The organism is Haloglomus salinum (genome assembly GCF_024298825.1).
Classification (GTDB): Archaea; Halobacteriota; Halobacteria; order Halobacteriales; family Haloarculaceae; genus Haloglomus; species Haloglomus salinum.
The window spans coordinates 1453157-1466817 of record NZ_CP101153.1 but is presented as its reverse complement, the minus strand read 5'-3'; the positions used below and the strand labels follow the sequence as shown (position 1 = coordinate 1466817).

Genomic DNA, 13661 nt, shown 5'->3' with positions numbered 1-13661 from the left:
TGGACTCCTGTCCTCTCTTGCTGGTGATATCTCGAATAGCGCACCAGCCCGGCGGTTCTATTCGCTCTCGCCGGATTCCAGTGTCTCGACCACGCTCACCACGCGCTCGGCCACCCGCCGCGCGTCCGTCCCGACGAACTTCGCGATGGGCTCTTTCCCGTGGGCGCCCCGGTCCAGCACCACGACCGGCCGCGCCTCATCTCCGTCCAGCGAGCCGAACACCTGCCGCGCGCCCCACTGCATCGTCGACTCCTCGATTTCGGCCACGTCCTCGGGCTGGGCGTCGCGGTCGTACTCCGCGACAGGTCCGTCCAGCGTCGAGAGGGCGGCCTCCACGTCGTCCGTGAACCGGCAGTTGACCGCCCAGCGCACCTCGGGAACGTACTCCCGGGCGGCGAGCAGGAAGCGGGCCACGTGGCTGGACGCGCCGAAGCGCACGCCCCGGTTGGGCTGGACGCCCGACAGGGTGCGGGTGATGCGCCCCTCGACGGCAGCCGTCTCCTCGGGCACCTCGGCGTAGGGTGTCGCACCCACGACGTTCATGCCCACCTCGGGAACGAGCGGCGACACGTCCCGGTCGACGAACCAGTCCACCACGTCCTGCACCCGTTCGGCGGTCGGGTCGCGTGCGGCCGCGTTGCGTACGTCGACGAGGTGGTGGACGGCGCCGGGCCCCTCGCCCACGTCGTGGTGGTAGCGCACCGCCCGCTCCAGCAGGTCGACGCTCTCGCCGACGGCCTCGCGGAGCGGTTCGCCGTGTGCGAGATGCGTGGCCGCCGCCGAGGCGAGCGTACAGCCCGACCCGTGGGTCGCCTCGGTGTCGATGCGCGGGTGCCGGGCCGTCTCGATGTAGTCGGCGGTGACGAGCGTGTCCAGCACCTCCTTGCCGGGGATGTGTCCCCCCTTGACGAGCGCGCCCTCGGCGCCCCACGTGAGGAGGCGCTGGCCGGCGAGGCGCGCGCCGGCCTCGTCCGCGACGTCCACGTCGGTCAGCACCGCGGCCTCGTCGGCGTTCGGCGTGACGAGCGTCGCCGCTCCGACGAGGGCCTCGTAGGCGTCCTCGGCCTCTGGGGCGAGCAGGCGGTCGCCCGACGCCGCGACCATCACCGGGTCCACGACGAGCGGGCAGTCCAGGTCCTCGACGTAGCGCGTGACGGTCTCGACGACCTCGGTGGTCGCGAGCATCCCCGTCTTGACTGCGGCCACGTCGAAGTCCGCGAGGACGGCGTCCAGCTGCGCCTTGACCTCCTCGACGGGGAGGACGTGGGTGCCGTGGACGCCGGTCGTGTTCTGCGCGGTGACGGCCGTCACCGCGGAGGTGCCGAAGCCGCCGCAGGCCTCGATGGTCTTCAGGTCGGCCTGGATGCCGGCGCCGCCGCCGGAATCCGAACCCGCGATGGTGAGGACCACCGGCCGCTCGACGGGTGCGGGGCGTCGCGTACTCATGGACATGGCTGCGGGCGTGACGACCATAGCGGTGGTGGTCGTCTCCGGCCGCGGCGAGTGGCGCCCCCCCCGTCGTCTGCCCGGGTTTCAGTCTGCTCCGGCGAGCGCCTTCCGCTCCCAGCGCGCCCCGGTCCGGGTGTAGAGGCCCACCCCGATGCCGCCCGCGACCAGCCCGATGCCGACCGCGGCGCCGCCGGTCTGCAGCGGCGGATACAGGGGGTACGCGATGGCGAGGATGACCAAGGGCATGAGGACGGCCATCATCGCGAGCGTGAACAGCGCGAACGTCGGCGTGTCGAACAGCAGCTCGGTCGGCTCCAGCCCGGCGACGTACGATGTGACGCCGAAGACGTACATCGAGAGCGGCGGGAAGACGAGTAGCCCGACGACGGCGGTGTCGTAGCCGAAGACGAGCCCGCCCAGCGCGAGGTAGGCCAGCCCGACCGGGAGCGCGAGGACGGCGAACCCGATGAGCTTCGCGCGGAACACCGTCGGCAGGCTCACCGGGTATCGGAGGTAGAACTGCTCGTCCTCGAACTGGCAGAGCCAGTTGTACGTGGTGAACGTCCCCAGCGCGAGGATGGTGGCGATGGTCAGCCCCGGCGCCGGCCGGACGGGGACGACCTCTGGCAGATACGCGAGCAACACGGCGAGGACGCCGAAGACGAGCCCCTGCGAGAAGACGACCTTCCAGAGGCCGCCCGACGACCGCCCGACGTCGAGCAGCGACTTCGTGAGTGCACCCTGCTGGTCCAGCCGCCCGAGCCGCGAGTGCAGGAAGCGGAACCGGTCGCGCGCCGTGCGGGCGGGCGTGCGCCGGTCGAACTCGAACAGCGCGATGCCGACCGCCGTCAGGGCGACCGGGAGCAGGACGCTCCCGGCGACCGCGGCGGGGGTCACCCGCGAGACGAGCTGGTACGGCGTGACGCTGACGACGGTCGCGCCCCGCAGCACGAGCGCGGCGACGACGGTGCCGGTGACCGCGAGCGACGCGAGCCGCGAGCGCGTGTAGACGCCCACGAGGAACAGCGACAGCGACACGCCCAGCGTGAACATCCCGGCCGCCGTGACGAACACGAGCGGCACCGTCGTCCACGGGACGAGTCCGAAGTACGCCAGCGGCGCCACGCCTACCGCGAGCGGCAGGATGAACAGGAACGCGTAGTAGAGCACGTCCTTGAACACGAACGCGACCATCAGCCGGCGGAAGGAGACGGGGAGCGTGCGCGCGGCGAACAGCAGCAGCGTCGTGTCCCCGAGGAGGTCCTCCAGCGCGTCCCGGCCGACGAGCCCGACGGTGCCGACCTGCAGTCCCAGCAGCGCGACGACGAGGTGGAGCCCTCCGAGCAGCGTGTCGGCCGCGGCGTTCCCCAGCGCGAAGAACGTCGCCGTCCCGGCCGCGACGAGCGCAACGAACAGCGGGAACATGGCGAACCGGGCTCCCCCGAACAGTTCGCTGTGGAGCCGCCACTCCTCGCGGACCATCCGGTCGAACAGGTAGCGGTACGAGACGCCCATCTACCGGTCCCCCGTCCCCCCGTATCCGGGGTCGCCGCCGTCGGACCGGCCGTCCGACGGCCCACGTCCCGCGTCACTCGCCTCGCCGCCGTCCGTCTCGGCCTCGACGGCCTCCTCTTCGGCCATCGCCGCGGGGTCGGCGGCGTCGGTCGCCAGCCCCTCGCCGATTTCGGCCCCTTCCTTCGAGTCGGCGTCGACCGCGGCGAAGAAGCGGTCCAGAAGGCTCTCCTCGGCCCCGAGTTCGCGCGGGTCGATCTCGGCGAGCAGCCGGCCGCGGTTGATGATGCCGACCTGCGTGCAGACCTCCTCGGCGGTCCCGATGAAGTGCGTCGAGAGGAACAGCGTGTTGCCGTCGGCGCGGTACTCCCGGAAGAACCGCTTCACCCGCTCCTGCATGATGGGGTCGAGGTTCGTCAGCGGCTCGTCGATGAACACGACGTCGGGCTCGTGGAGGAACGCCTGCGTGATGAGTACCTTCTGGCGTTCGCCCTGCGAGAGGTCCGTACAGAGCGTGTCGAGCTTGTGCTCGAACTCCAGCCGGTCGGCCCACGCGTCCACGCGGGGCTGGACCGCCGCGTCGTCGAGGTCGCGGGTGGCCGCGACGAACTCGAAGTACTCACGGACGGTGAGGAAGGAGGGCGGCCGACCGTTCTCCGGCAGGATACCCACCGCCTCGCGCGCCCGGACCGGCTCCGCGACGGGGTCGATGCCTACCACCTCGGCGGTCCCCTCGTCGGGCACGAGCTGCCCGGTCAGGATGTTGATGGTCGTCGACTTCCCCGCCCCGTTCGGACCGAGGAAGCCGAACAGCTCCCCCCGCGGGACGGTCAGCGACAGGTCGTCCAGCGCCGTCACGTCCCCGTAGTGCTTTGCGAGTCCCTCGGTCCGTACCGCTGGTTCCCCCTCGTCACCGGTCATTGACCACCTGTTCGACCCCGATGGTGGTTAACCCTGTCCCGACCTGCGAGTGACGATGCACCGTGGTTTTCGAGCGAAATTACGACCACAACCGGAATAGGGGTTGGATATATGTGTTATTATGGGTTCTCTGATATCTATAGGCAGGATTACGAGATATCTAGTGTTCGACAGCAGCTCACTCGGTGATGTCGTTGGTGTACCCGATGGCGTCGACCTCGATGCGTCGCAGTTCCTCGGCCCGCTCCGCACGCCGGGCTCGGGCACGCCGGGCGGCGATGACGGCGGCGACGACGCCGGCGACGACGAGCATCGGGCCCAGCATGATGACGGGACCGCGGGAGCCGTCGGACTCGGGTGCCGGCTCTACCTCCACGTGCTTGCCCTCGTGTTCCTCGCCCTCGGCGCGTCCGAAGCGGGCGCTGGGGCTGAACGTCGCGTCGTACCAGTGATTCTCGAGTAGGGTGATGTTCATACAACACATACGCCAGGTGAGAATATAGCTGTTGCGTGCTACGGTACCGAGTGGCACCCCGTGCCCCGTCCGTCAGCGTCCGTCCTCCCGCTCGGCCCGCTCGAGCGCCGCGCCCACCGCCTCGCGTTTCGGGAACAGCCCGTACGAGCCGCCGGTGTGGACGAACAGGTGCCGACCCGCGTCGGCGTCGGCGAGGTGCTCGCGGAACGCCCGGAACGCCTTGCCCGTGTACGTCGGGTCCAGCACCAGCCCGACGTCGCGTCCGGCGGCGACGATGGCCTCGGCGTCCGCCTCGGCCGGTTCGCCGTACCCAGGCCCGACGTAACCCGACCGGACGGTGACGGCCCGCTCGACCGCCGCGTCGTCGAATGCGTGGTCCAGTTCCTCGCCGACGCCGTGGACGAGGTCGGTCACGACCTGCTCGAGGTACGTCGCGCCGTACGGGGTCACGTCGACGCCCACGACGTCGGTGTCGTCGCCCGCGAGCAGCGCCCCCGCCACGAGCCCAGCGAGCGTCCCGCCGGAACCGGTGGCGACGTGGATACTGTCGACCGGGGCGTCGCCGGCCGCCACGTCCGCGTCTGCGTGTCCCGCGGCCTGCCGCCGGCACTCTGCGTACGCCCGGACGTACCCCAGCGAGCCCCGGGCGGTGGAGCCGCCCAGCGGCACGACGAACGGGTCGCAGCCCGCCTCCCGGAGTCGGTCGGCCGCCTCGCCGAGTTCGTTGTCGAGGTCGCCGCTGAACTCCGTCCACGGGCAGTACTCCACGTCGGCCCCGGCCACCCGCGAGAGCAGCAGGTTCCCGTCGGGCTCCTCGGGCTCCTCGCCCAGCAGGACGAGGTGACAGTCCAGCCCGCGCTCGGCGGCGACGACGGCCGTCGCCCGGCAGTGGTTCGACTGCACGCCCCCGCCGGTCACGAGTACGTCCGCGCCGGCGTCCGCGGCGTCGCCGAGGAGGTACTCCAGCTTGCGGAGCTTGTTCCCCTGTGCGGGGCCGCCGGTCCGGTCGTCGCGCTTGACGAACGCTTCGGCGTCGTGCCCGTCGGTCTCGGACAGGTCGAGGGTGTCGAGGCGGGTCGGCCCCCGGACGAGGTCGGTCGGGGGCTCGGGCACCGACACCGGATAGGGGTCGCTCATGGTGACGGGCGGGAGGGCTGCCGGTATGAATCACACCCCGGTCATGCCGGGGCTGGCCGGTCGCGGCGCCCGCCCACGCGGTCGTGCACGACCCGTACGGTCGCCCGCCAACTCTTGTGGCGCGGGCCCTTCCGTGCGAGTGTGACCGACGCTATCACCGTCTACTCCGACTACGTCTGCCCGTTCTGCTACCTCGGCCGCGAGTCGCTGTCGCGCTACCAGGCCGGCCGCGAGGAGTCACTCGAGATCGACTGGCACCCGTTCGACCTCCGGTCGAACAAGCGCCGCCCCGACGGCAGCATCGACCACTCCGTCGACGACGGGAAGGACGACGAGTACTTCGAGCAGGCCAAGGAGAACGTCCGGCGCCTGCAGGAGCGCTACGACGTGGAGATGACCCTCGAGACCGCGATGGAGGTGGACTCCCTCCCGGCGCAACTGGTCTCCTACCGCGTGAAGCAGGCCGAACCGTACGAGACCTGGCTCGCGCTGGACGAGGCGCTCCTGGCAGCACTCTGGACGGATGGCCGTGACATCGGCGACGCGGACGTGCTCGTCGACATCGCCGAGGAGGTGGGCCTCGACGCCGCGGTCGTCCACGAGGCGCTCGCCGACGAGGACCTCCGCGCGGCGCTGACCGAACGGTTCGACGCGGCACGGGAGACGGGCGTCACGGGCGTCCCGACGTTCACGTACGAGGGGTACGCGGCCCGCGGTGCCGTGCCACCCGAACAGCTGGAGCGGCTGGTCGAGGGCACCTGAGGCGGCACTCGAGGCGCTCCCGACCTGTGGCCCCCGGGACTCTTCTTCCAGCCGTGTCTCGGTCCCCCCGTGTCCCCCAGGCTCCCCGAACCGCTCGGCTGGCTCCTCGACCGCGTGGTCTGGCTCGGCTGGAACCGGGCGGAGCGGCGCCCCCGACTCCCCATCCGGCTCGCGCTCGCGGTGGTCCTGCTCGCCCTCCTCGGTCGCGGGGCGGTCGCGGTGGGCCGGTTCCTCACCGACGGCGCCGGCGGGACTGCGCTGGCGTCGGCGCTCCCGGGGTCGGAGGTCGGCCCGCTCGTCCGTGTGGCCGCCGCGCTGGTCTCGGTCGCCACGGTCGCACTCGCGGTCGGCATCGCGGCTGTCGGCCTCGACCGGCGCCGGCTCTCGGACCTCGGGTTCCACGTCGACCGCGAGTGGTGGATCGACTGCGCGTTCGGCTCCGCGCTCGGTGTCGCGCTCATGGCGGGCATCGTTCTCGTGGGCGTCGCCGCGGGGTGGTTCCGGGTGACCGACACCCTCTACGCCTCGCCCGGGGCCTCCTTCCTCGTCCTCGGCGCGACGCTGCTGGTCACCTTCGCCGGCGTCTCCATCACCGAGGAACTCGCTGTCCGGGGCTACCTGCTCACGAACCTCGCCGAGGGGCTCCGTATCGGCCCTGTCACCGGGCGTACCGCGCTCGCGGTGGCCGTCCTCCTGACCTCGGGGCTGTTCGGCCTGCTCCACGCCGCCAATCCGAACGCGACGCTGGCGAGCACGGCCACCATCGCGTTCGCGGGCGTGTTCCTCGCGGCCGGCTACGTCCTCAGCGGGGAGCTGGACATCCCGCTGGGCCTGCACTTCTCGTGGAACTACGCCCAGGGGGTCCTGTTCGGCTTCCCGGTCAGCGGTGTCCGGGTCGGGGTCGCGCTCGTCCGCACGCGCGAGACGGGGCCCGACCTCGTGACCGGCGGGCGGTTCGGCCCGGAGGCGGGCCTGCTGGGCGTGGCGGCCATCCTGCTCGGAATCGTGGCCATCGCGGGGTGGGTCCGGGCACGGACGGGCCGACTCGGGCTGGCTCCCGAGGTGTGGACCCCGGACCTGCGGTGGCGCGAGCGGTGAGTCTCGCGGCGTGTCTCAGAAGCCACCCCACCGTAGCGACACCATCACGAAGACGATGCTGAGCTGGAAGACCCCCTGGATGCCCGCCAGCTTCGCGTTCCGCATCCCGATGTCGGCGATGCGCTGGGTGTCGGGGTCCGCGGAGGTCATCTCCCTGTACATCAGTACCTCGCCGGGCATCAGGACGCCGAAGCCCAGCACGCTCAGCACGACCACGATGCCGAGCGACACTGCGATGACCGTCGAGGTCATGGCGAACTCCGGCAGCGTTATCGCGAGGTAGGCGATGCTCGCCACGGTGGCGACGGCGAACACGGCCTGCCAGCGTCGGTCGCCGAACGCCCGGAACTGGTAACCGATGGCCAGCAGCGCCGGCACCACGATGGCGAAGTTCAGCAGCGCCAGCCACGGGTCGGCGTTCGGGAAGTAGCCCAGCCGCAGTGCGAGCGTGATACCGCCGACGATGGTGACCAGCGCCAGGACCGGCATCAGGAACGTCATCTTCGGCGTGAACCGCTGGAACACGTCCGCCCGAGCGTCGACGTCCAGCCCGCCCAGCACCGGCCCCAGCACGGCGGCCATGAACAGGTCGATGCCCGTCCACAGCACGCCGGCCATCACGTGGACGTACGTGTGCTGCTGGACGGTCCCGTTCACCAGCACGTACGCCAGTGCCAGCACCGGCACGGCCACGGCGCCGGCCGCGAACGCCGGGTTCGCCCGATTCCCCATCCCCTGTATCGTCCCGCGGACGCTCGTCCTCGTCGACATCGTGTGTGTCTACTTCGGGCGATTCACAAATTCGTTACTCCGGCGGCGAGGCTTCGGTGGCCGCTCACTCGTCGGCCGCGTCGACGAACGCCAGCACGTCGTCGGCCCCGACGAACCCCTCGGCCTTCCGGGCGACCGGCTCCCCGTCCTCGAAGTAGACCAGCAGCGGGACGCTCTGCACGGCGAACCGCTCGACCAGCGGCGGGTCGTCGCGCGGGTTCACCAGCGCCACCGCCACGTCCGTCGCGCGGGCGACGTTCCCCAGGACGGGTTCCATCGACGCGCATATCGAGCAGCCATCCGTGTAGAACTCGACCAGCGCGCGGTCGTGGTCGGCGAGGAAGGCATCCAGCGCGGCCTCGTCGTCGAGATGTGTCGGGCTGTCGGCGGTCGCCGTGTCGCTCATACGTATCGGGAGGTACGCCACCCGGTTAAGCGTCGCGCCGGTATCGCTCAGGCACGTTTCACGACCGTCAGCGCCGCCGTCCCGCCGACACCGAGGGCGAACCAGTACGACACCACGCGGTAGACCAGCGCGATGGCGAGCGCGAGTGCGGCCGACTCGATGGCCACGGCGACCAGCAGCGCCACCAGGGCGGCCTCCACGCCGCCTAGCCCGCCGGGCGTGGGGACCATCCCGGCCAGCGTCGAGGCGGGGACGACGAACAGCACCGTCAGCGGACTGATGTCGACGCCGAGCGCCTGCCCGGCACAGTACAGGGGGAGGGCGAAGAACACCCAGCCGACGTAGGCGAAGCCGACCGCCTTCACCAGCGCGCGCGGGTCCTGGGCGACCCGGCCGAACGCGGCGTACAGGTCGTCGAGGCGCTCGGCGGCGCCCGCGACGCTGACGCGGCTGGTCCGCTTCGCGACCGGCGCGACCAGCCGGAGGATGCCGCTCCGGACGCGCTCGCGCCAGAACCAGCCCGCACCCGTGAGCGCGGGGATGCCAACGGCCATCCCGAACAGGCCGAAGGCGAGCGGTCGCGTCGCCGCCGGGAGCGACGGCCGTGTCAGCAGCACGCCCAGGCCGACGGCCGCGAAGCTGAAGAAGGGCAGCAGGTTGAGCAGGTCCGCCGTCACGACCGACGCCAGCGAGTCCTCGTAGCTCGCGTCCGTGTCCCGCGAGAGGACGTACGCGATGAACGGCTCGCCGCCGGCCTGTCCCAGCGGCGTGACGTAGTTGGCGAACGTGGCCGCGAAATACGTCACGACGAGCCGGCGGTACGGCACGTCGATGCCGACCACCTGGAGGACGATCTGCCAGGCCTTCCCCCACGCGGCGAGACAGAACGCCGTCGACAGACAGCCCAGCGCGACCCACTCCCACTCGGCGCCGGCCAGCGCCTGCGACACCTTCTCGACGCCGAGGCCGACAGCCACGAGGTAGAGGAAGACGACCGCCACCAGGAAGCCGATGCCGGTCTTGGCCAGCGTCTCGCGGGTGGCGAACTCCACGAACTGGCGCCCCTCGCCCGTCATTCCATGTAGCCCAGGTCCTGCAGTCGGGATTTGGCGTCGTCGCTCATGTCGCCCAGTACGTCGTCGCCGTCCACCTCGGACCACTCGCCGCCGACCCACGCCTCGAACTCGGCGAGCGTCTCCTCGGCCTCGGCGACAGCAGGGTCGTCGGTCCCGACGGTCTCCGTCTCGCCGGGGTCCCCGTCCAGCCGGTAGCCCTCGTCGGGGATGCGCTCGTTGCGGATGTACTTCGCGTCGGCCCGCCGCGCCGCGCGCATCCGGGAGTAGAACCGGGAGTCCTCGTCCAGGGTGATGCCGGCCTCGCTGGCCTTCGTCTCGAGCTGGTTCAGCTCCACCACCGGGCGGTGGTACTCGACGAAGCCGTACTCGCCGCCCTCGAACGCGCGGGCCTCCTCGCGCAGGAGTGACCGCGTCGGGTCGAACGCCTCGCCACCGTGGTCGGGTGTGCCGGCGGCGTCGGTCGCACCGGCTGCATCGAGCGTCGTGTGGTAGAGATCGAGCAGTTCGACGGTCGTCTCGTCGCGCCCCGGCGCCAGCCCGGGCGATTTGACCATGAGCGGCACGTTCACCAGCGGGTCGTAGATGCAGAACTCGTGGCCGTACAGCCCGTGTTCGCCGTGGAGTTCGCCGTGGTCCGCACAGACGACGACCGTGGTATCCTCCCACTGGTCGGTCCGCTTGAGGTGGTCGAACAGCCGCTCCAGCTGGGCGTCGATGTGCCGTATCTCGGCGTCGTACAGCCCGCGGATGTCGTCGAACTCCTGCTCGGGGATGTCCCGGGCCCCGGAGTTGTACTCCTTCGAGTTCTGACAGACTGCGGTCGGGTCGACCCCGGGAGCGAACTCCTCGCGGTACTCCTCGGGCGGGTAGATGGGGAGGTGGGCGTCCATCAGGTTGATGAACGCGAACCAGTCCTCGGCCTCGTCGGTGAACTCGATGGTCCGGTCGATGACCTCGGGTGTCTTCGTGTCCGCACCCTCGCCGCTGGCGAGGTACTCGTGGACGGTGTTGCCCAGTTCCACGAGACGGTCCGCCACCGACCGGAGCCGGTCGTTGTCGTTGATGCGCTGCCAGAGGTCCGCGAGCGTCCCCGAGAGGAACTCGCCGGGCATCACCTCGAAGAAGTTGTCCTGGCGGTCGAAGCCCGCGGTGAGTCGGGTGTAGGGGGTGATCCACGCGTTCGAGGAGTAGCAGGCCGTCGCACGGCCGCTCGCCCGGACTGCCTGGGCCAGCGTCCCGATATCGTCCCCGAGATAGGGGTCCTCCTGCGTGGCCGCGTGGTCGCTCGGGTACAGCCCCGTGAACATCGAGGCGTGCGAGGGTAGCGTCCACGGTGCCTGTGCGACCGCGTTCTCGTAGACCCGCGCCTCCGCGGCGAACTCCTCCAGTACGGGGGTCGTCGGCCGGTCGTAGCCGTACGGCGTCAGGTGGTCCTTGCGGACCGTGTCCAGCACGACGAACAGCACGTTCCCGTCCGCCTGGCCGCCCGCGTCGCCCGTTCCGGCGGAGTCGGCCGTCTCGCTCATACCCGCCTCTGTCGGTGCGGACGCAAGAAACATGCGGATTCCGTCGGACACTCGAACGACGGTTCGTGGCCCTTAGCGTCCCCTTAATGCGTGAATCGGTCCCCGCCGTTGCCACGCGGACGGGGTCTGCGCTCCCCAGCACCCGGCAGTCGCTGCCGGTACCATCCCGTCTCGAACTCCCGAGACTCTATCATAAGTCTGTTTTTCGTACTATATTGCCTTATATCTCTGTATTGCGAGATATATCTATTTTCTGTCGGTGTGCGGGTTCTGTTTGCTGGTGGCCCGTGTGTCCGACCAGTGCTGCGGCTCCGGAGGCGAAAGAAGAGCGGAGAGTTCGGCCGACGCGGCGCGTTCTACTCGCCCGAGCCCTGCTCGCGGGTCGCTTCGCTCGCGGCGGTGCCGCTCGCCGGGGGCTTCGCCCCCGCTCTCCCCGCTCGCTCCGGGGCTTCCTCCTTCGCGGTGCTCAGTCGTCAGCCCCGCCCGTCTCGACGGGTGCGCCGACGAGGTTGCCCCACTCGGTCCAGGAGCCGTCGTAGTTCGTCGTGTTCTCGTAGCCCAGCAGCTCGTGGAGCGCGAACCACGCGATGGAGGAGCGCTCACCGATACGGCAGTAGGCGACGACCGACTGCGAGTCGTCGATGCCCTGCGAGCCGTACAGCTCTTCGAGCTCCTCTCTGGACTTGAACGTCCCGTCGTCGTTGACCGTCGCGGCCCAGGAGATGTTCTCGGCGCCGGGGATGTGGCCGCCGCGCTGGGCGGTCTCCTGCAGGCCCGGCGGCGCGAGAATCTCGCCGGAGAACTCCTCGGGCGAGCGGACGTCGACGAGCGGGATGCCACGGTCGATGGCGTGCTCGACGTCGTCGCGGTACGCGCGGATGCCCTCGAACGGGCCGCCGGCGGTGTACTCCTGTGCGGAGAAGTCGGGGGCCTCGTCGCTGAGCGGGTAGTCGTTCTCGACCCAGTAATCGCGGCCACCGTCCATCAGGCGGACGTCGTCGTGGCCGTAGTACTTGAACTGCCAGTAGGTGTAGGCCGCGAACCAGTTGGAGTTGTCACCGTACAGGACGACCGTGGAGTCCTCGGTGATGCCGTGGGAGCCGAGCAGGTCCTCGAAGTCCTCCTTCGAGAGGATGTCGCGCTCGGTCTGGTCCTGGAGCTGGGTCTCCCAGTTGAAGCCGATGGCACCGGGGGCGTGGCCCTCGTCGTACGCCTCGGTGTCCACGTCGACCTCCACCAGTCGGTGGGCAGGGCCGTCGCTCTGGAACTCGTCGAGTCGGTCCTCGACCCAGTCGGCGGAGACGAGAACGTCCTTCGCGTAGCTGTCTTCTACCATGTTCGTTCCCCTATACCCGGACCCGAGAGATAACCCTACCACCACCGGCAGGACAGGCCGCCCATGGCTATTACCAGAGGATGTTGCCGGTTATTGTGGTAGCGGAATCCGTCGCTTCCCGGCCAGTTGACGGTCCCCGTCCCGGTTTCGGCTCCGGAAGTCGAATTGTGGTCCAAATATCTGCCACGGAACCGGCAACCAAATCCGCTATCCAGTATCCCGGGTCCCGTTCGCCGCGCTCGCCGGGTTGATGCCCGCTCGGCCAGAGATACTGGTATGACCGACGACGACGCCGGACGGCGCGCGGCGGGTGACGGGGGTGCGGCGAGCGATGCGAGTCGAGCCTCGCCGGAGCGACGCTCCGATGGTGCCGGCGACACGACCGACGGGACCGTGCCGGTCGTCGTCGGCGTCGACTGGCTGGCGGCCCACCGCGAGGCCCCGGACGTGGCCGTCGTGGATGTCCGTGACGCCTGGGAGTTCGACGGTATCGGGCACGTTCCCGGGGCCGTGAACGTCCCGTTCGACTCGTTCCGCGCCACCGAGCACGGCGAGGCCGAGGCCGGGATGCTCCCCGGTTCGCGAGCGTTCGCGGACCTCATGAGTGAGGTCGGCATCGAGAACGGCGACCGCATCGTGGCCTACGACGACCGGAACGGCGTGTTCGCCGCGCGCCTGCTCGTCACCGCCGAGCTGTACGGCCACGACCCCGACCGCCTGCATCTGCTCGACGGCGACTTCTCCGCCTACAATCTCGACCACGAGACGACGGGCGAAGCTCCCGATGTCGAGCCGACCGACTACCGCGCCGCGTACGAGGAGCGGGGCCCCCTGGTGCCGCTCGCCACGGTCGAAGCCGCCGTCGACGACCCCGGGACCGTCATCGTCGACACGCGCGAGGAGTGGGAGTTCGAGGAGGGCCACATCCCCGGGGCGGTCCGGCTGGACTGGCAGGAGCTGGTCGACATGGAGACACGCGGACTGCTCCCCGACGACGAGATCCGTGACCTGCTCGCCCAGCGTGGCATCCGACCGGGCGAGCGCGTTCTGCTCTACTGCAACACCGCCCGCCGCATCAGCCACACGTACACCGTTCTCCGACATCTCGGCTTCCCGACCCTGGCGTTCTACGAGGGGTCGCTGACGGAGTGGGAGGCCGAGGGGAACACGCTGGAGACCGCCTGACGCCGGG

General features: G+C 70.3%; 13 protein-coding genes. 3 read left to right on the top strand and 10 right to left on the bottom strand.

Going from position 1 to position 13661, the window contains the following annotated elements; genetic code table 11:
• Positions 1-57: 57 nt before the first annotated feature.
• The 5 genes from thiD to NL115_RS07160 all read right to left on the bottom strand — a co-directional run bounded on the left by thiD (position 58) and on the right by NL115_RS07160 (position 5494).
• Positions 58-1446 carry a bifunctional hydroxymethylpyrimidine kinase/phosphomethylpyrimidine kinase gene (gene thiD, locus NL115_RS07180; protein WP_254832500.1) on the bottom strand — a complete coding sequence of 463 codons (1389 nt, stop codon included), beginning with the start codon at positions 1444-1446 and terminating at the stop codon, positions 58-60.
• Positions 1447-1533: 87 nt separating this feature from the next.
• Positions 1534-2964, bottom strand: a complete 1431-nt coding sequence (locus tag NL115_RS07175) for a hypothetical protein (RefSeq protein ID WP_254832499.1) — start codon at positions 2962-2964, stop codon at positions 1534-1536.
• The gene (locus NL115_RS07170) at positions 2965-3882 is read right to left on the bottom strand and encodes an ABC transporter ATP-binding protein (protein ID WP_434084009.1); all 918 of its coding nucleotides are present in this window, start codon (positions 3880-3882) and stop codon (positions 2965-2967) included.
• Between the two features lie 178 nt (positions 3883-4060).
• Complete coding sequence (locus NL115_RS07165) at positions 4061-4357, bottom strand: hypothetical protein (RefSeq protein ID WP_254832498.1); 297 nt, start codon at positions 4355-4357, stop codon at positions 4061-4063.
• Between the two features lie 72 nt (positions 4358-4429).
• Positions 4430-5494 (bottom strand): 1-aminocyclopropane-1-carboxylate deaminase/D-cysteine desulfhydrase, encoded by a 1065-nt coding sequence (locus NL115_RS07160; RefSeq protein ID WP_254832497.1) that lies wholly within the window; start codon positions 5492-5494, stop codon positions 4430-4432.
• Positions 5495-5635: 141 nt separating this feature from the next.
• Between NL115_RS07160 and NL115_RS07155 the strand changes: the two genes are divergently transcribed.
• Both NL115_RS07155 and NL115_RS07150 read left to right on the top strand, forming a co-directional pair.
• A complete protein-coding gene (locus NL115_RS07155; protein WP_254832496.1) occupies positions 5636-6256 on the top strand; it encodes a DsbA family oxidoreductase in 621 nt (206 codons plus the stop codon).
• Positions 6257-6325: 69 nt separating this feature from the next.
• Positions 6326-7354, top strand: a complete 1029-nt coding sequence (locus NL115_RS07150) for a CPBP family intramembrane glutamic endopeptidase (protein WP_254832495.1) — start codon at positions 6326-6328, stop codon at positions 7352-7354.
• 15 nt (positions 7355-7369) lie between these two features.
• Here the strand turns inward: NL115_RS07150 and NL115_RS07145 are convergent, their stop codons facing one another.
• From NL115_RS07145 to NL115_RS07125, 5 genes are all read right to left on the bottom strand, one after another.
• Positions 7370-8086, bottom strand: a complete 717-nt coding sequence (locus NL115_RS07145; RefSeq protein ID WP_350355306.1) for a hypothetical protein — start codon at positions 8084-8086, stop codon at positions 7370-7372.
• 103 nt (positions 8087-8189) lie between these two features.
• Positions 8190-8531, bottom strand: coding sequence for a thioredoxin family protein (locus NL115_RS07140; RefSeq protein WP_254832493.1), 342 nt, complete (start codon positions 8529-8531; stop codon positions 8190-8192).
• Between the two features lie 47 nt (positions 8532-8578).
• Positions 8579-9607 carry a lysylphosphatidylglycerol synthase transmembrane domain-containing protein gene (locus NL115_RS07135; protein WP_254832492.1) on the bottom strand — a complete coding sequence of 343 codons (1029 nt, stop codon included), beginning with the start codon at positions 9605-9607 and terminating at the stop codon, positions 8579-8581.
• A complete protein-coding gene (locus NL115_RS07130) occupies positions 9604-11133 on the bottom strand; it encodes a sulfatase (protein ID WP_254832491.1) in 1530 nt (509 codons plus the stop codon). The genes NL115_RS07135 and NL115_RS07130 overlap by 4 nt, the downstream gene beginning before the upstream one ends.
• A 466-nt stretch (positions 11134-11599) precedes the next feature.
• Positions 11600-12469: a sulfurtransferase gene (locus NL115_RS07125; protein WP_254832490.1), complete on the bottom strand. Its 870-nt coding sequence runs from the start codon at positions 12467-12469 to the stop codon at positions 11600-11602.
• A gap of 393 nt (positions 12470-12862) precedes the next feature.
• Between NL115_RS07125 and NL115_RS07120 the strand changes: the two genes are divergently transcribed.
• Entirely contained in the window at positions 12863-13654 is a 792-nt protein-coding gene (locus NL115_RS07120) for a sulfurtransferase (RefSeq protein ID WP_434084015.1), read from the top strand.
• Positions 13655-13661 lie beyond the last annotated feature (7 nt).